The organism is Hathewaya proteolytica DSM 3090 (assembly GCF_900142225.1).
GTDB lineage: Bacteria > Bacillota > Clostridia > Clostridiales > Clostridiaceae > Hathewaya > Hathewaya proteolytica.
Genome location: NZ_FRAD01000026.1, coordinates 19367 through 37893 on the forward strand (window position 1 = coordinate 19367; position 18527 = coordinate 37893).

The 18527-nt window shown below is 34.2% G+C and carries 19 protein-coding genes and 3 tRNA genes; 21 read left to right on the forward strand and 1 reads right to left on the reverse strand.

The genetic code is table 11. The features are described from left to right. Positions 1–95: 95 nt before the first annotated feature. The 16 genes from BUA73_RS14165 to mreB all read left to right on the forward strand — a co-directional run bounded on the left by BUA73_RS14165 (position 96) and on the right by mreB (position 14489). Complete coding sequence (locus BUA73_RS14165) at positions 96–1037, forward strand: DUF1385 domain-containing protein (protein WP_072904379.1); 942 nt, start codon at positions 96–98, stop codon at positions 1035–1037. A gap of 6 nt (positions 1038–1043) precedes the next feature. Continuing rightward, positions 1044–1925, forward strand: coding sequence for a peptide chain release factor N(5)-glutamine methyltransferase (prmC, locus tag BUA73_RS14170; RefSeq protein WP_072904380.1), 882 nt, complete (start codon positions 1044–1046; stop codon positions 1923–1925). Positions 1926–2072: 147 nt separating this feature from the next. Next, entirely contained in the window at positions 2073–3152 is a 1080-nt protein-coding gene (gene prfA, locus BUA73_RS12095; protein ID WP_072904400.1) for a peptide chain release factor 1, read from the forward strand. Between the two features lie 29 nt (positions 3153–3181). Continuing rightward, positions 3182–3754: a hypothetical protein gene (locus tag BUA73_RS12100; RefSeq protein ID WP_072904381.1), complete on the forward strand. Its 573-nt coding sequence runs from the start codon at positions 3182–3184 to the stop codon at positions 3752–3754. Between the two features lie 89 nt (positions 3755–3843). Continuing rightward, positions 3844–4566 (forward strand): ZIP family metal transporter, encoded by a 723-nt coding sequence (locus BUA73_RS12105; protein ID WP_072904382.1) that lies wholly within the window; start codon positions 3844–3846, stop codon positions 4564–4566. 19 nt (positions 4567–4585) lie between these two features. Further along, complete coding sequence (locus BUA73_RS12110; RefSeq protein ID WP_072904383.1) at positions 4586–5638, forward strand: L-threonylcarbamoyladenylate synthase; 1053 nt, start codon at positions 4586–4588, stop codon at positions 5636–5638. 81 nt (positions 5639–5719) lie between these two features. After that, on the forward strand, positions 5720–6169 hold the full coding sequence (rpiB, locus tag BUA73_RS12115) for a ribose 5-phosphate isomerase B (RefSeq protein ID WP_072904384.1): 450 nt from the start codon (positions 5720–5722) through the stop codon (positions 6167–6169). A gap of 56 nt (positions 6170–6225) precedes the next feature. Then, positions 6226–6855 (forward strand): uracil phosphoribosyltransferase, encoded by a 630-nt coding sequence (upp, locus tag BUA73_RS12120; RefSeq protein ID WP_072904385.1) that lies wholly within the window; start codon positions 6226–6228, stop codon positions 6853–6855. 38 nt (positions 6856–6893) lie between these two features. Continuing rightward, a complete protein-coding gene (locus BUA73_RS12125) occupies positions 6894–7382 on the forward strand; it encodes a deoxycytidylate deaminase (protein ID WP_072904386.1) in 489 nt (162 codons plus the stop codon). A gap of 16 nt (positions 7383–7398) precedes the next feature. Further along, complete coding sequence (locus BUA73_RS12130; protein ID WP_072904387.1) at positions 7399–8427, forward strand: glycosyltransferase family 4 protein; 1029 nt, start codon at positions 7399–7401, stop codon at positions 8425–8427. Positions 8428–8625: 198 nt separating this feature from the next. Further along, the gene (locus BUA73_RS12135) at positions 8626–9303 is read left to right on the forward strand and encodes a hypothetical protein (protein WP_072904388.1); all 678 of its coding nucleotides are present in this window, start codon (positions 8626–8628) and stop codon (positions 9301–9303) included. Between the two features lie 32 nt (positions 9304–9335). After that, positions 9336–10622, forward strand: a complete 1287-nt coding sequence (murA, locus tag BUA73_RS12140; RefSeq protein ID WP_072904389.1) for a UDP-N-acetylglucosamine 1-carboxyvinyltransferase — start codon at positions 9336–9338, stop codon at positions 10620–10622. A gap of 306 nt (positions 10623–10928) precedes the next feature. Next, the gene (gene spoIID, locus BUA73_RS12145; protein ID WP_178139272.1) at positions 10929–11942 is read left to right on the forward strand and encodes a stage II sporulation protein D; all 1014 of its coding nucleotides are present in this window, start codon (positions 10929–10931) and stop codon (positions 11940–11942) included. A 143-nt stretch (positions 11943–12085) separates the two neighbouring features. Further along, complete coding sequence (locus BUA73_RS12150) at positions 12086–12826, forward strand: M23 family metallopeptidase (RefSeq protein ID WP_072904391.1); 741 nt, start codon at positions 12086–12088, stop codon at positions 12824–12826. An 82-nt stretch (positions 12827–12908) separates the two neighbouring features. Further along, positions 12909–13163 (forward strand): sporulation transcriptional regulator SpoIIID, encoded by a 255-nt coding sequence (spoIIID, locus tag BUA73_RS12155; protein ID WP_072904392.1) that lies wholly within the window; start codon positions 12909–12911, stop codon positions 13161–13163. A gap of 339 nt (positions 13164–13502) precedes the next feature. Beyond that, positions 13503–14489, forward strand: a complete 987-nt coding sequence (gene mreB / locus BUA73_RS12160; protein ID WP_072904393.1) for a rod shape-determining protein — start codon at positions 13503–13505, stop codon at positions 14487–14489. 8 nt (positions 14490–14497) lie between these two features. On the opposite strand, the gene yyaC is transcribed toward mreB, so the two are convergent. Beyond that, positions 14498–15088 carry a spore protease YyaC gene (gene yyaC / locus BUA73_RS12165; protein WP_072904394.1) on the reverse strand — a complete coding sequence of 197 codons (591 nt, stop codon included), beginning with the start codon at positions 15086–15088 and terminating at the stop codon, positions 14498–14500. A 265-nt stretch (positions 15089–15353) separates the two neighbouring features. Between yyaC and BUA73_RS12170 the strand changes: the two genes are divergently transcribed. From BUA73_RS12170 to BUA73_RS12190, 5 genes are all read left to right on the forward strand, one after another. Further along, positions 15354–15438: transfer RNA gene (locus BUA73_RS12170), tRNA-Tyr, on the forward strand. A gap of 14 nt (positions 15439–15452) precedes the next feature. After that, a tRNA-Thr gene (locus BUA73_RS12175) sits at positions 15453–15528 on the forward strand. Between the two features lie 4 nt (positions 15529–15532). Next, positions 15533–15617: transfer RNA gene (locus BUA73_RS12180), tRNA-Tyr, on the forward strand. A 169-nt stretch (positions 15618–15786) separates the two neighbouring features. Then, positions 15787–18171: an EAL domain-containing protein gene (locus BUA73_RS12185; RefSeq protein WP_072904395.1), complete on the forward strand. Its 2385-nt coding sequence runs from the start codon at positions 15787–15789 to the stop codon at positions 18169–18171. A gap of 54 nt (positions 18172–18225) precedes the next feature. Further along, positions 18226–18465 (forward strand): hypothetical protein, encoded by a 240-nt coding sequence (locus BUA73_RS12190; protein WP_072904396.1) that lies wholly within the window; start codon positions 18226–18228, stop codon positions 18463–18465. Positions 18466–18527: the final 62 nt, after the last annotated feature.

Here is an 18527-nt window from a genome sequence, read left to right on the forward strand (position 1 = left end):
GTTAACAGAATGGTTCACAGGAGATTAAAAATCTGATAAAATGAATGTGTATGCAAAAATTATATTAAATTTGGATAACTTTTTGAGGGGGAAATATGAAAAAATATAAAAACGTTGGAGGCCAGGCAGTTATAGAGGGTGTTATGATGCGTGGTAAAAATGGTATGGCAACTGCTGTAAGGTTAAACAATGGTGAAATTGTGGTTGAAAAAGAAAATAAGCCTCCTTTAACTCAAAGACATAAAATTTTGGGCTTGCCGTTTATACGTGGTATAGCGAGCTTTGCCGATTCTCTAGTCACGGGAATAAAGATATTAAATTATTCAGCTAGTTTCTTTCAAGAGGAAGATGGTGAAGAAGAAGAGGGAAAGTTTGATAAATGGTTCAAAGAAAAGTTTAAGGAGAATTCTTCTAATGTTATTGTAGGAATATCTTTATGTTTGTCTCTTGTGTTGTCTTTCTTTTTGTTTTTTGCAATGCCCACATTTATTACTGGTCTTCTTAAAAATGTTATAGATAAGAGGTTTGTTTTAAATATAGTTGAGGGTGTTATAAGAGTTTTAATATTGGTTTTGTATATGTTAATTGTAAGTAGGATGGAAGATATAAAAAGAGTTTTTCAGTATCATGGAGCGGAGCACAAAACTATATTTTGCTATGAAGCTGATGAAGAACTCACTGTAGAAAACGTTAAAGCCTTCGAAAGATTTCATCCTAGATGCGGCACCAATTTTATTTTTCTTGTTATGGTTATAAGCATAATAGTTTTTTCTGCAGTATCATGGAATTCTCTGTGGCAGAGGCTGATATTCAGAATTTTGTTGTTGCCTGTAGTTGTAGGTATTTCTTATGAAGTTATAAAATGGATGGGCAAGAGCAATAGCTTCTTAAGCAATTTTTTTGCGTATCCAGGGTTATTGCTTCAGAGGATTACTACTAAGGAGCCTTATGATGATCAGATAGAAGTAGCTATAAGAGCACTTAAGGAAGCGGAAGGCATATATTGTGATGTGCTTCCGGAACATGGAGATGAATAATAGAATATGGATATACGAGAAGCCTTATTAAGGGCCTATGATATACTTAAGGATGGACATAATGATACCTACAAACTTGACTCACAACTTTTGCTAGGAAAAGTTATAGGGAAAGACAGGATGTTTACCATAACTAATAGAGATTACCAATTGACAGATGGAGAAGTAAAAGAGTTCTTTTCTTATGTAGAGCTTAGAAGAAAAAAAATGCCTATAAAGTATATTCTAAATAAATGTGAATTTATGGGTATTGATTTTTTTGTTCGCCCAGGAGTTCTTATACCTAGGCCAGATACGGAAATACTTGTGGAGTGGGCTTTGAAAACCATTAAGCACAATGTGAAAAACGGTGTTTGGAGTGAGCCTGCTATGGTATGCGATTTGTGTTGTGGCAGTGGCGCTATAGGGCTCTCCATAGGAAAACTTTTAAATGAAGATTCCATAAAAACTATGGTGGATCTTTTTGATATAAGCGACGATGCTCTTGATGTTACTTCATACAATATAAAGAGCATGGATTTATCAAATTTTTGCAATGCGCATTACAGCGATATGCTTGAAAGTTCCATAAGAGAAGAGAAGAAATACCATATGTTGCTCAGTAACCCGCCATATATCTCTGATGAAGATATGAAGGGGTTAATGGATGATGTTAAAAATTATGAACCTGAGCTAGCCCTTTGTGGTGGCAGCGATGGACTTAATTTCTATAGAAAAATAGCCCATGATTGCAGAAAAGTTATATTACCTTGTGGATGTATTGGATTGGAAATCGGTTACAACCAAGGAGAGGCAGTTAGTGAGCTATTAAGACAAAATAATTTTAAGGATGTAAATGTTATGAAAGATTTCAATGGGTTAGACAGAGTAGTTATTGGACACTTGTAGCTAGGATATTGTAGAATACAAAAAATCTTCATGTAGATAGTTTTAAAATGAGTTGTAGCTATGTAACTATAAAGTTAAAAATTGTCTGTAGTGAAGAGGTTATCATTGTGGTATAATAATAAATATTTTAGATACGGAGTGAGTGTTATGTTAAGTAAATTAGATTTTTTAGAAAATAAGTATGATGAGTTATCGAATAAAATTAGCGATCCAACTGTAATGGAAAACCAGAAAGAGTGGCAAAAGCTTTGTAAGGAGCATGCAGATCTTGAAGGTATTGTGGCAAAATATAAAGAATACAAAAATGCTACAGAGGCTATAGAAGAAAATAAAATAATGCATACTGAAGAGACCGATCCAGAGATGAAGGAAATGATTCAGGAGGAGATAAAGTCTCTTATAGAGCAAAAAGAACAATTTGAACAAGAATTGAAAGTTATGTTGTTGCCTAAAGATCCCAATGACTCAAAAAACGTTTTTGTGGAAATAAGAGGTGGTGCAGGTGGAGAAGAAGCGGCCCTATTTGCATACAATTTATTTAGGATGTATACAAGATACGCAGAAAAGAGAAATTGGAAATACGAAGTAATGAGCTTAAATGAAACAGACCTTGGGGGCTTTAAAGAAGTTGTCTTCATGATAAAAGGTAATGGAGCCTATAGTAGGTTTAAATACGAAAGCGGAGTTCATAGGGTACAGAGGGTACCAGACACTGAATCTAGTGGAAGAATACATACTTCTACTGCAACAGTAGCTGTGTTGCCAGAAGTTGATGATGTGGAAGTTGAAATAAATCCAAACGATATTAGGATAGATGTTTTTAGGTCTTCGGGAAATGGTGGTCAGTGCGTAAATACCACAGACTCAGCTGTAAGACTGACTCACATACCAACAGGTATTGTAATATCTTGCCAGGATGAAAAATCACAGCTTAAAAATAGAGATAAAGCAATGAAAGTTCTTAGGGCTAGACTTTATGAATTGGCTGAAGCAGAGAGAAATAAAGGTATTGCAGACGATAGAAAGAGCCAAGTTGGTAGTGGTGATAGAAGTGAAAGAATAAGGACTTATAATTATCCTCAAGGAAGAGTGACAGATCACAGAATAGGCCTTACCTTATATAAAATTGAGTCCTTCTTGGATGGAGATATGGATGAAGTTGTAGATGCTCTTATAACTGAGGAGCAATCTAAAAAAATGCAGGCCATGGGAAATTCTCAAGTGTAAACTAATATAAAAAAGATGAAGGTGAGAACATGAATTTAAGTAAAGCCATAAAAAAGCAAAGGAGTAATTTTATCTTGTTTCTTGTTTTTATGAGCTTTACTTTTCTATTGCTCCCAACCGTGTTGCTGTTTTTAAATAATTTTAAAATAATTTTATGGATATATCTAGCTTTAGTAGAAATAGTAATTGTGTCAGGTGTGATAAAAAGGATAGATCTGGAAATACTAAGTTATAAAAATAACATAGGAAAATTTAGAATGCGTCAAGGTATATTTGATAAGAAAATAAGCTTTAGATGTGAAGATGTGGTTTTTGTGGATGTGGAGAAGGGTGGGCAGCAATGGGATATTGTCATGATCTTTCAGACACAGAGGTATAACAAATACTTAAGAAATATATCGAAATCAGCCATGAAGAAACATCCATATGCAGCCAGCTATTACTACAAGATACATGAGAGCAAACCAGAATTTTATTATTATTACCTTGTTATAAATAAGGGATTATATAAAAAGTATGGTTTTTTAAATGAAATATACAGTAGCTGTTTTCATGCTTTTTATTCAGATGATGCAATAAATCTCATACGTCAGTGGCGATAACGCATTATGGTGGAGTATCAATTGAAAGTAACATAAATTAGGCTTATATCAAATAAACTAATTATATATGTTATTTTAGGAGGCGGATTTTGTCTATTAGAGAATTATTTATAATATTGCTTTGTATAGGTGTTTCTATTGTGGGAACTTTGCTTGGAACTTTCATCAGCATATCATTTAAAAAGACAACTCCCTACATCGTAGGAAAGGCATTGAGCTTTTCAAGTGGTATAATGCTAGTACTTACTTTTTTTGAAATTATACCAGAGGCAATACACTCAAGTGGTATTGATTTTTTTATGATATTTTTTACGGTGGGCCTAGCCTTTGTGCTATTAATAGATTACCTTGGTGATTTTTATAAGGGAAATTCTAATTTGAAAAGAATTATAATTATAATTCTTGGCTTTATGCTTCACAATTTTCCAGAGGGGTTAGTTATGGGTGTTGGGATCCTGCAAGGAAATTCTATAGGTTTTAAGATGGCTATTTTAATTGCTGTACATGATATTCCAGAGGGTATTTCAGTGGCGGCGCCTCTTTTGTACTCAAATACTGGAAAAAAGAAAATGATATTATCGTCCCTAATGGCTGGGTTGCCTGCTGTAGTAGGGGTTATTGTTGCTATAATTCTTAAAAATATATCTCCAGCAGTAATGTGCATAAGTATGTCTATAGCATCGGGAATAATGAGCTATATGGTTTTATTTCAATTAATTCCCCAGTCAAGAGACATAATTGGGTTTAAAGATAATATGGTATACATCACATTTGGAGCAGTAGTCTCCATACTTATGATTAAATTTTTTTAGGAAATTTGGAGATGAAAACATGGAAACAAAAGTTGTTATAATGAAAGAAGAGGACATCCAAGAAGATGATTTAAAGGAAGCTGCACAGTATATAAAAAATGGTGAAATCGTGGCTTTTCCCACGGAGACTGTTTATGGATTAGGGGCAAATGCTTTAGATGAAAAGGCAGTTTCAAAAATTTTTGAGGCAAAGGGAAGGCCACAGGATAATCCGCTTATAATACATGTTTGTGATAAAAATATAACACCTTATGTAAGGGATATTAGTGAAAAGGCTGAAAGGCTTATGGAGTTGTTTTGGCCAGGTCCATTAACTCTTTTATTTTACAAAAAGGATATTATTCCCTACAAAACAAGTGCGGGACTTTCCACTGTAGGGGTAAGAATGCCGGATAACAAAATAGCTCTAAAACTTATTGAGCAAAGCGGAGTTCCCATTGCGGCTCCTTCAGCAAATTTATCTGGAAGGCCAAGTACAACCAATGTACACCACTGCATAGAGGATCTCAGTGGAAAAATACCATATATAATTGGCAGCGAGGAATCCAGGGTGGGAGTTGAGTCCACCATAGTTGATTGTACGGGCCAAACACTATGCGTTTTAAGACCTGGAGGAATTACCTTAGAGCAATTGAGAATGGTGGATAGTAACGTATATATTGATCCTGCCATATTAAAAAAGGAAGAGGCGGATTTAAAGCCTAAAGCGCCTGGAATGAAGTATAGGCATTATGCTCCAAAGTCTCCTTTAAAAATTGTTAAAGGAGATGTTCAGCGCACAATAACACAAATAAACCATATGATCCAACAGTATAAACTGCAAGGAAAATTGGTGGGTGTCTTGGCCACAGAGGAAACAAAGAATAGCTACATTGATGCAGAAGTGATTTTTAGTGTGGGTAGCCGTGAAAAAATTGAGGAAATAGCGTATAATCTATTTGATGCGCTTAGAAAATTTGACAGCACTGATGTGGATGTTATAATATCTGAAGCCTTTGAGGAAGAAAACATTGGTGTAGCTATAATGAACAGACTAAAAAAATCTGCAGGTTTTAATATAATTGAAGTTTAATATTTAGTGAAGTAAAATATATATTAAGGTTTAATATGATTAGGATTTAGTAGGTTTTCATAAAATATAGGAGGTAATATTATGAAAATAGCATTAGGATGTGACCATGGAGGGTTTGAATTAAAAAATGATATAATAAAGCATTTGCAGGGCAAGGGAATTGATACAAAAGATTTTGGAACGTATAGCGAAGACTCTTGTGATTATCCCGATTTTGGTGAAGCCGTGGCTGAAGCTGTGGTATCAAAGGAATGCGATTTAGGTATCATTATTTGCGGAACAGGTATTGGAATAAGCATAGCTGCCAATAAAGTTCCGGGCATAAGGGCAGCACTTTGCAGTGACACTTTTAGCGCTCATGCTACAAGAGAACACAATGATGCCAACATATTGGCTATGGGTGCAAGAGTTGTTGGAAAAGGTCTTGCTTTAGACATAGTGGATGCATTTTTAGCTGCAGAATTCCAGGGTGGCAGACACGAAAAAAGAGTGAATAAAATTTCTGAAATTGAAAAAAAGTATTCTAAATAGAGTATAATAGATTAGGGAAAAATATATACATATATGAAATTGGAGGTCGTACATAAATGAGAAAAGTAACAGAAATGAATCACCCATTAATACTACATAAACTTGCTATAATAAGAAGTAAGGAAACTGGATCAAAAGATTTTAGGGAACTTGTGGAAGAGGTTGCCATGCTCATGGCCTACGAGGTCACAAGGGATATGCAATTGGAGGATGTGGAAATAGAAACACCAATATGCAAAACAACTTGTAAAATGCTTACAGGAAAGAAAATGGCTATAGTTCCTATTTTAAGAGCTGGTCTTGGTATGGTAGATGGTATGTTGAAGATTATCCCAGCTGCAAAGGTTGGACACATAGGCATGTATAGAAATGAAGAAACACTTCAACCGGTGGAATACTTCTGTAAACTTCCACAGGATATAAATGAGAGAGAAATTATTATAACAGATCCTATGGTTGCTACTGGGGGATCCGCTATTGATGCTATTGAAGCATTGAAAAAAAGAGGAGCTAAAAGCATAAGAATGATGTGTCTTATAGGTACTCCAGAGGGTATAGAAGCTGTCCATAAGGTACACCCTGATGTCCATATATATGTAGGTGCTATTGATGAACGCCTTAATGAAAAGGGCTATATAGTTCCTGGTTTAGGCGATGCAGGAGATAGATTATTTGGTACAAAGTAATATTATATCAATAAATCATGGCTGCGAGGTAAGAAAATATGGATAGAATAGACAAATGCAACTATTATTTGGACATTGCTGAAGTTATTCTTGAAAGGGGAACCTGCCTTAGAAAAAATTACGGTTCAGTAATAGTAAAGAACGACGAGATAATTTCCACAGGGTACACAGGGTCTCCACGCGGCACTGTTAATTGTACAGATCTTGGCAGATGCATGAGGGAGGAACTTAATATTGAAAGAGGGACTCACTACGAGCTGTGCCGTTCAGTGCATTCAGAGGCCAATGCTATAATTAGTGCCTCTAGAAGTGAGATGCTTGGTGCTAGTCTCTTTCTTGTTGGAAAAGACGTGAAAACGGGAGAGTACGTAGAAAATGCCAATAGCTGTATTATGTGCAAAAGACTAATTATAAATGCAGGCATATGCCAGGTTGTCATTAGGGATACAAAAAAGGGATACAGAGTAATACAGGTAAAGGATTGGGTTGAACAATCTTTGGATATATTTAGAGAAAAGGGTTATTAACAAAAGGCGGGATATGATGAAGGAAGCTATTATATATTTTATAATTGCAATGGCTATAAGCACTGTAACAACACCTCTGGTAAGAAAGTTCGCTGTTTTTGTTAAGGCAATGGATGTACCGCGGGACAATAGAAGAGTTCACAATAAGCCTATTCCACTGCTGGGAGGATTGGCTATTTATATAGCTGTTGTTATTGGTATGCTCATGAGGTTTAAGTCTATTGACAAGGTTTATATTGGAATAATCATTGGCACAACTATCATCGTAATAGGTGGATTTCTAGATGATAAAATAGATCTTAGACCAATTTACAAAATAATTTTTCAGGTAAGTGCGGCTGTTGTTGTTATGTTGTGTGGGATTAAGATTAATATAATTACAAATCCCTTTTCAAGCAGTAGGTTGTTTTTAAATCTACAATATATTTCTATACCCATAACAATAATTTGGATTGTAGGTGTCACCAATGCCTTTAATCTTATAGATGGCCTTGATGGACTTTCTACGGGTATAGGGTTTATTGCTTCAGCTAATTTGTTTATTATTGCAATTTTAAACAATAGACCTGATACTGCTGTGCTTACTGCTATACTAGGTGGTGCTCTTTTAGGTTTCTTACCCTTTAATTTTAATCCAGCATCCATATTTTTAGGGGATACGGGAGCTCAACTTATAGGTTTTTTACTGGCGGTGATTTCAATAGATGGGGCCATAAAATCTGCTACGGCTTTTGCTTTGGCGGTACCTATTCTTACCTTTGGACTTCCTATATATGACACTCTGTTTGCTGTGGTAAGAAGAAAAATTAATGGTAAACCAATAACTCAGGGGGATAAAGGACATCTTCATCATAGATTATTAAGTTTGGGCTTAACACAAAGACAAGTTGTTCTTATTATGTACTCTGTAAGCATAATACTTGGGGGAATTTCGATTTTGGCTATGGAGATAAGTGGTCCAAAGTCTTACTTCCTTATGACATCTGTTATAGTGTTTATAATGATTTTGGCCTGGAAGGCTGGCTTTTTTAAATCAAGAGATTGATAAACTAAAATAAAAACATATTCCAAAATTAAAAAATCGGATAACATAAGGTTTATCCGATTTTTTTTGCACAATTTTAACCCATCATATATATGATAAAATATGTATGTTTTTATCCTTGGTAAGGGTATAAAAACATATTAAGTGGACAGACTCTAAATAGGAATACATCATATATGGTAAAAGGAAGGGAATATAATGAAAAAATCAATTTTAATACTTATTTTAAGCTTATTTGTTGTTAATTTTACAGAATTCCTTTTCCATAAGGATTATAGCCCATCTTTAATGGTAGATAGACAAGCCATAGAACATTGTGATTACTACTTTAATGTAAATTTAAAGGTTGAAAAATCATGGGATATAAAAAATAAAATAGATACTATTTGCAAAACTATGATTAGTAATGGTATTGATGTTGAAATAGTAAATGAAGATGTTATGAAAGATATATATGAAAAAAACGCCTGTTATATATATTGCAGAGAAAAGGCTGAGTTTTACAATTTGATTTTTGATGTAAAGCTTCAGAATGACCACTGGGAGTCTGAAATAAATTTGGAAAACAGTATGGCATTAGAGTTAACAGAGAAGGTTAGGGAAATATTTAAAAATAGTATTTTAGATATAAATGTGGTAAAAAATGCGAAATTGCAGTTAAACAGTAATTATTCCTTTGAATTTGCTAAGGAGATGGTTACAAAGTATTTATCCAATCTACAGTACGAATTTAGAACTGAAAATATACCTAATGCCTTTGCCATTGAAGTTATGGGAAAATCAAATTATAGTAATAAGTTTTTAATAAGTGTGGCAAAATATAAAGACAAAGTAGTTATAATATGTGGAGAACCCTATATTTATGTCTCCTATTGATCAATTTATAGCAATTTTTTGGAGGATAATTCATGGATAAATTTAAGATAAAGGGTGGAAAAAAATTAAGTGGAACTGTAGAAATAGATATAGCTAAAAACGCAGTATTGCCAATAATGTCGGCCTGCATTCTAAACGGTAAAAGAAACGTTATTCATAGAGTACCCATGTTGGAGGATGTTGTTGTTTTATCAAAGGTATTAAAAGGCTTAAATGCCAATGTAACAGTATGTGATGAAAAGAGTAATTGCCATAATAATTCTGCTGGCGATATTATCATAGATTCTTCTAGAGTAGATTGTGGAGAGGCTCTAGATGGTCTTGTAAAGAAGATGAGAGGATCTTTTCTTCTTATGGGGCCTATGTTGTCAAGGTTTGGAAAATGCAAAATATTTCTTCCTGGGGGGTGTAATATAGGTAGTCGACCTATAGATCTCCATTTAAAAGGATTTGCGGAGTTAGGTGCTAAAATTAGTATCGGCCACGGCTATGTGGATGTTCAAGCGGATGAGCTAATTGGAAACAGGGTATACCTTGATTTCCCTTCTGTGGGTGCCACGGAAAATATAATGATGTGTGCTGTAAAGGCAAAGGGCACAACTATAATTGAAAATTGCGCTGAAGAACCTGAAATTGAAGATTTAAGTAATTTTTTAAACAGTATGGGTGCTCACATAGAGGGTGCAGGCACTGATAGAATTGTTATAAAGGGGGTGGAAGAGTTAAGAGAAACGGAATACACTCCTATATATGATAGAATAGAGGCGGGAACATTTATGATCGCTGCTGCTATTACTAAAAGTAAAATAGATATTAAAGGTATAAATGAGAGCCATTTAAAGCCTGTCATAGCTAAACTTATGGAAATAGGTGTGGGTGTAGAGGTAAAGGGAAATACTATTACTATAGATGGCAATAAAGATTTCAAAAGTGTAGATATTAAAACCATGCCATATCCAGGTTTTCCTACGGATATGCAGTCTCAAGTCACCGCTTTGCTAAGCATTATAAATGGAACAAGTTTATTAATAGAAAATATTTTTGAGAATAGGTTCATGCACGTGCCAGAACTGAATCGCATGGGTGCCAACATAGTAATAGATGGCAGAAGTGCGATTATAAGGGGTGTAGATAAACTTACAGGTGCTGAGGTAAAAGCCACAGATTTAAGAGCTGGGGCGACTTTAGTACTAGCAGCACTAGCAGCAGATGGTGTAACTGTTGTAAACGATATATACCACTTAGATCGAGGTTATTATAGAATAGAAGATAAGTTAAAAAAATTGGGAGCAGATATTGTAAGAATAGCTTCTATATAATAAATATAGAAAAGTATATATAAAATTAAGAATCCTCACCAACGCATAAAGTATAATATATTTTTGCGTTGAGAGGATTTTTTTTGTAGTCATATATTAAAGAAAAAATAATATTATATTATAAGACCAATTAGATTTGGCAAATAATGCTAGAGCTAAAATAGAAGAAAAGGTAGGTGAAAAACCTGATTTATGGCTAGTTAATTTTAAAGCATAGTCTATAGAGATCAGGGGAATATGGATTGGAAAGCTAAAGTGAAGTTGGGATTATGTAATAATATTGTTCAAATTTTAGTAGGGGTAATTATGTTTAACGTTCTTGTTATATTATCTAGTTTTGTATTGGGAAAGGGCAATGTGTCTGCAGTTCAAAATCATGAAAAAGTAGTGGACATAGATAGGGATGTATATGAAGAGGTAGAAGATAGGGCAGAGGGAATTTTACATAAAAACAATAATTTAAATGACCAGCCCATAAGGTTGTATTTAAAGGAAGAGGATAGAATAATAACTTTAGGACTTGAAGAGTACGTTATTGGAGTTGTAAGTGCAGAAATGCCTGCAAGCTTTGAAATTGAGGCTCTAAAAGCTCAAGCTGTGGCAGCTAGGACTTACGCCATGGCCCATTTAAAATGTGTCACTGGAAAGGGCTGCTCACTGAATAAGGAGGCTGATTTATGCGACACAGTGCACTGCCAAGTGTATATGAACAAAGAAAAACGCATGGAAAAATGGCATGAAAATAATGAAGAAGAGTTGTACGATAAAATTGTTCAAGCCGTGAACAGTACAAAGGGTGAGGTGCTGACTTATGAGGGGAAATTAGTTATGCATCCTTATTATTTTTCAACTAGTAGTGGTAATACAGAAGACTCTGTGGAGGTTTTTGGGGTGGATGAACCTTATTTGAAAAGTGTTCCTAGCGTAGGAGAGGAAAGGGCACAAAAGTATAAAACAGAGTTTAGCTTTACTAAAGAACAAGTGTTAAGTTTGATAAAAAATAAATACCCCATGGTGAGTGTTAAAGCTGCTAATATAAACGAAAAAACGCTTTTAGTTAAAAGTCGCACGGAACAGGGAACAGTGAAGAGTATAGCCTTAGGGAATATTTCTATGACTGGAGCAGAGTTTAGGTCAATTTTAGGGCTTACATCGGCGAATTTTAATTTATCTTACAGAGGCGATAATGTAAACATAAGCTGCAAGGGTTACGGACATGGAGTTGGAATGAGCCAGTGGGGGGCTGGAGCCATGGCAAAAGAAGGGGTAGGGTATAGAGAAATTTTGAAACACTATTATACTGGAGTTACTATAGAATAATAGCAAAAACATCCTGTTAAATATACAGGATGTTTTTTTGTCGAGGAAAATTAATAAAAAAATAGAAAAAAATATATTTTTATTAAGAAAAAGTGTATTAATATAGGTAAATTGGACAAAATTACTAGTAGGAGGTGCTTAATATGAATGATAAATCAAATAACTTAAAAGGAAAGGTACTAAATTTGTTTAAAAAAGACAGTTTTTACGTAGTATTGTTTATTAGCTTATGTTTAATCGCTATAGTTACAGCCGTGGCTGTTAGCACCAACAAGGCTAATAAAATTGAAGTTGCAAAGGAAGACAAACCAGTTATTTCTCAAGAAGCCAGTGTAAAGGTTGAAGAAAAATATGAAATAGCTAAAAGTGGAAAAACTTTAGAAGAAGGAGAAGCAGCCGTTATACAAGCTTCTGCTCCAGATTTTCAAAAACCAGTATTAGGAGAGGTTGTCCAGTCTTATTCAGATATTCCTGTTTTGGCTGTGGTTTCTGAAGATAAAACTTCGAAAACGTACAAGACTAATCTTGGGATAAATTATGAAGCAAAGTTGGGAGAAAAAGTCACCAGCGCCGCAGAAGGTACAATTGACTATGTAGGAGATAATCCAAAGGGTTTTGGTTATATGGTTGTTATAGCTCACAAAAATGGTTATAAATCCGTATATGCAAACTTAGATAAAAATGTATCAGTAAAACTAAACCAAAAGGTGGCAGCTGGCCAAAAAGTTGGTGTAGTAGGCAATACTTCATTGAGAAATGTAAGAGAACTAAAACCAGATATGAGCTTTCTTCATTTTGCGTGTGTACACGGTGAAGGCGATTTTATAAAGCTAGATACTGATAACTCTTATTTAGATCCATCTGAATTCATAGAAAAAAAGTAAGAATAAAGGAAAAACCAATATCTAAAGTAGTCGTGTAATAGGGCTACTTTAGATATTTCTAAATCTGGAAGGAGGGACAGTTTTGAAGGATTATATAGAACAGAGAGTACTTGATGTTGCTAACTACATAATTGAATCAAAGTCTACCATAAGAAAAACTGCTGTAAAATTTGGAGTTAGCAAAAGTACTATCCATAAAGATATGACAGAAAGACTTCCTTTGATTAATAGTATAATTGCAAACGAGGCCAAGCAAGTATTGGATTTTAATAAAGCAGAAAGGCATATCAGAGGTGGAAAAGCTACGCAGTTGAAATATAAAAGCGTAGAAGCATAATAAAATAATACAAATTAGAGAATATATATTTCATATAGATACTTAATATGTTAAAATAGAATTAGCAGTGTATAATAAAAATGCATAATCAGATGTGAAGAAGAAACATCTGATTATGCTGAATTTATCTTATGGCTAGCCCTTGTGACACACATCCCCTTATAAGGAGGGCGATGACATGAGCCACGCCTCTAGATAACGACTTCTAACCTTTACGTGGGATTAAAACTCCACGTGAAGCTAAGAATTCTGTTTATAAATAAGATATATTGTGTGTAACATCACAATTAAAGAACTTCAGAAAAATTTACTATTTAACTAAGAGTAGGAGTGAGATGTATGTTTTTTTTCGGTATGGGTACTGATATGGGTATAGATCTAGGTACAGCTACTGTGCTTGTGTACATAAAAGGAAAGGGTGTAATTTTAAAGGAGCCATCTGTTGTCGCTATAGATAAGAACACTGATCGCGTTCTTGCAGTAGGTGAAGAAGCAAGACAAATGATAGGCAGAACACCTGGAAATATTGTGGCTACAAGACCATTAAAAGATGGAGTTATATCTGATTATGATATGACTGAGAAGATGTTAAAGCATTTTATAAAGAAGGCGTGTGGTAAAAGAAAATCAGCTCCAAGAGTTGTAATTTGTGTTCCTTGTGAAGCCACAGAAGTAGAGAGAAGAGCAGTGTTGGATGCTGCAAGAATGGCAGGGGCAAAGATGGTGAGGCTTATTGAAGAACCAGTAGCAGCTGCTATAGGAGCGGGATTAGACATTTCCAAAGCCAGTGGTAATATGGTAATTGATATTGGTGGAGGAACTACAGATGTAGCAGTAATATCACTAGGAGGCATGGTTGTAAGACAGTCAATAAAAATTGCTGGTGATGAGTTTGATGAAGCAATAATAAAGTATATTAGAAAAAATCATAAACTTATGATTGGTGAGAGAACAGCCGAAGAATTAAAAATACACATAGGTTGTGCCTATGATGTAGAGGATAAGAGCATGGAGATAAGAGGAAGAGATCTTATAAGTGGACTTCCTAAAAACGTAATTGTAACATCAGCTGAAATGAGAGATGCACTTACGGAGGCTGTATCTGCTATTGCGGAATGCACTCATGCTGTATTGGAAAAAACCCCACCAGAATTAGCTGCTGATATTGCAGATAAGGGAATTGTTATGACTGGTGGAGGAGCTTTGTTAAACGGTCTTGACAAGCTTATTGAACAGTACACTAAGGTTCCTGTTTATGTTGCTGAAAACAGCGTTTCTTGTGTAGTTCTTGGAACAGGAAAGTTCTTAGATTTTATAAACGAATAAAAAGAATTCTAACTATCATACAAAAACTGCTCTTGTTCTTTTGAAATATAATCGGGGCAGTTTTTTGTATATTCTTCAAGACAGTATTCTATTATATAAGCAATGGTATAAGCCATTTTCCATACAAGGGATAGGCGGACTTTACGGTTTATAAAAGGTTCTTCCGTGTCGTCAGGACATACTCCAGCTAAGATACTTAAATTTCCTATGGTGGGGAGTTGTTTTCCTATACCTTTTCCAGGTCTTACAGGGTTTGTAGAAATAAAGATGTGTCCTACCTGCTCAGGTTTGCAGATACAGGCATCTATAGCAATTATAGTTGAATTGGGGTATTTTTCATTTATATGCCGTAGTACTTTTTTATAGTTTTGTGCTTCGATAGGTCTGTTTAAGGTGCCAAACACTGGAAATGGCAGATTTCTTTCTTTTAAGAGTGTTCCCACCACGGGACCAAGAGAATCAGCTACTAATAAGTCACTGCCCACACAAACGATAATAGTAGAACCATTAAAATATTTTTTTATTTTATTAGATTTATAAGAGGTCATATAATCTAATATCTTTTTTTTATTGGGCAAATAATTTGGTAAATAGGCCATTATAACACCATCCTATTGCTTTCTTTATTAAATACAGATATATGATTATATGAAGAAATGCTGTTTATTATGAAATAATAATTAAGGCAATTTGTTAATTTAAACTTTATAGTATAATAAAGAAAATAAAAGAATAGTAAAGTATGTAGGGAATAATCTTTAAAAATCGGCTTAATATGATTTGAAATGAATAAAAGAAAACTGTATACTAGAGTCTGTCGGTGATTGAGACACTTGATTGTAAGTGACTTATCTGAATATAACTGGAGGAGTTCCCGAGTGGCCAAAGGGGGCAGACTGTAAATCTGTTACGTTTCGTTTCGATGGTTCGAATCCATCCTCCTCCACCAAAAACTTAATATATGCTGGCATGGCTCAATTGGCAGAGCAGCTGACTTGTAATCAGCAGGTTGTAGGTTCGATTCCTATTGCCAGCTCCATCATGGAGGAGTTCCCGAGTGGCCAAAGGGGGCAGACTGTAAATCTGTTACGTTTCGTTTCGATGGTTCGAATCCATCTTCCTCCACCAAAAAAGTCTTGAATATCAAGGCTTTTTTTTATGTAAAATTAATAATGTTAATGAAAGGTTTATACAATATTTAAATGTCATTGAAATTGGAAAAAAATAATGATACAATTTAAATAATAGTATATTATTTTGGAATATAATGCTCTAACAAATTCAAAGGGGTGTTATTATGGCTTCACTAAAAACTTTATTAATAATAGACGATGTGACTTTAGATAGTGAGGATTTATGCCAAGCACTCTCTAGAGACTGCAATCTTTTAAGAGCTAGCAATGGAAAAGAAGCACTGAGGAATATAAATGATAGCGATAGCAGTATGATTGCTATTATATCTAACATGGCGATGCCCACTATGGATGTGTATATTTCAACCTTAAGAAAATTGGCATACTTATCAGATTATGATTCCCTTACAGGAATTTATAATAAGAGAAAGTTTTATGAAGTTACAACTGCCATGTTGCACAAGTATGGTAGTGAAAAATTTGTTTTTGTTCGTTTTGATATCAATAGGTTCAATTTAATAAACGCTTTCTACGGTATGGGAGAGGGAGATAAACTACTTAAATACATTGCTGATAAGATTATGGAACATACATCATTGCAACCTAAATGTACATATGGAAGAATGGAATCTGACGTTTTTTTGCTTTGCTTCAATTATGAGGGGATGGAAAGAATTCTTGAGATTGTACAGCTAGTTAAGAATGAGCTTAAGGTATATAACAAGAATTACGATATAGCGCCTAACTTTGGAATTTATATTATAGAGGATAATTATATGCCAATTAATATAATGGAGGACAAGGCCAATTTAGCGGCGAAGAAGTCAAAAGGTGATTACATTAACTGCTTTGCTCTATACACCGAGGAAATGGGAAATGCCATAAAGCTTGAGCAAGAAATCACAAATAGCATGAATGAGGCACTTGAAACAGAACAATTTGAGGTATATCTTCAGCCTAAATACGATGTTAAAACAAACATGCCAGTAGGTGCAGAAGCATTAGTTAGATGGTGTCATCCTAAAAAAGGAATAATATCTCCTGAAGATTTTGTACCTGTTTTTGAGAGAAATGGATTCATTGAAAAACTTGATTATTTTATGTGGGAGAAGGTATGCATAATTCTAAACAGGTGGATAGAAGAAGGTAAAACTCCTTGTGCTATATCTGTCAATGTGTCTAGAGTAAACTTGTATAATCCCAATCTTGTGAATTTAATATCATCTCTTACGGAAAAATATAATATACCAAATGAACTATTAAATTTAGAAATTACGGAAAGTGCATATATGGACAACCCTAGTGCTATGAAAAAAACCATGAAGGCCTTTAGAAAAAAAGGCTTTATAATAATGATGGATGATTTTGGAAGCGGATACTCTTCACTGAATATTTTAAAAGATATTATGGTAGATGTGTTGAAAATAGACATGAGATTCCTTTCTGACACGGAAATACCAGGGAGAGGGGAAAATATAATAGCATCAGTGGTACGTATGGCTAAGTGGCTCAAGATACCTACAGTGGCGGAAGGCGTTGAAAAGAGTGAGCAGGTAGATTTTTTAAGAGAAATAGGTTGTGAATATATACAGGGTTATTATTATGCAGAGCCAATGCCAGTTAAAAAATATGAAATGCTTATAGAAGGCAAGAATCAGGGCTATAAAAAAGAAACTCACCATGAACAATTCGATGTAAATACTATCTGGGACATCAATTCTGAAATGAATATGTTGTTTTCTAGTGTTATGCAGCCTGTTGCTATATATGAGTTTGACGGAAAAGAAGTTGAAATATTAAGAGTGAATGATGCTTACTATGATATGTTTGGCTATGATAGTATAGTAGACCATAATAATAAAATAAGAGTAGGTGTGGGATTATCGGATCAAGCAAGTATAATAGATGCCTTTGTCAATGTGTGCAGAACAAAGGAAGTAACTGAGTGTGACTATTTAAGATGGATTGACAAAGAAAATCATGTATGGGTAAATCTAAAATTAAAATATATAACCAGTGTAGGCAACAAACACGTACTAATAGGAACTTCTACGGATATAACCCTTCAGAAAAAGATGGACGTGGAGATTCAAAAGTATAAGTCAATGTTAAACATGAAATCTTTAGAAGCTGCGTCTATACTTGTGGTGGATGATTTGGAGATAAATAGAGAAATTTTAAAACAAATGTTTAAAAATAAATATAGAGTTATTGAAGCATCTGACGGAGAAGAGGCGCTGAAAAAATTAGAAGAAAATTATCGCAGCGTGGAACTTATCCTTCTAGATGTTTTGATGCCCAATATGGATGGAAAAGAATTCCTTAAATACAAAAATGAAAATAAACTTTATGAAAACATCCCAGTAGTGGTTATATCAGCAGAAAGCGATGAAAATCTTCAGATAAACATGTTGCAACTAGGGGTAAATGATTATATATCTAAGCCTTTTGTGAAAGAAGTTGTAATGAGGCGTATTAAAAACGTTTTAGAGTACAATTCTAAATTTAGAGGTATGATGAAAGAATATGAAAAATTATTGAATAAGTAACTACTATAAAAAGCTATGATAGTATAGCTTTTTATACATTATGAGGTGAATTTAATGAAAGCAAAACAAAAATCAAGAATGAATCTTAGAAGTAGCCTTTCTTTTTGTCTCCTTTTAATCTTTTTATTCCAACTTTCTTTCACTGGAGTTTCTTATGCAAGTGATAGTACTTATGAAAAGATAAGAGTCGGATATTGTGATATGCCTGGATTTACGGAAATCGATAAAAATGGTGACCGATGGGGATATGGCTATCAATACCTGTTAGAGTATAATTTTAGTAGGCAAAGGTAGTAGTAATTACTACTTATAAAAAAATAAAGGAGATACAAAAAGTATCTCCCATATACATAATA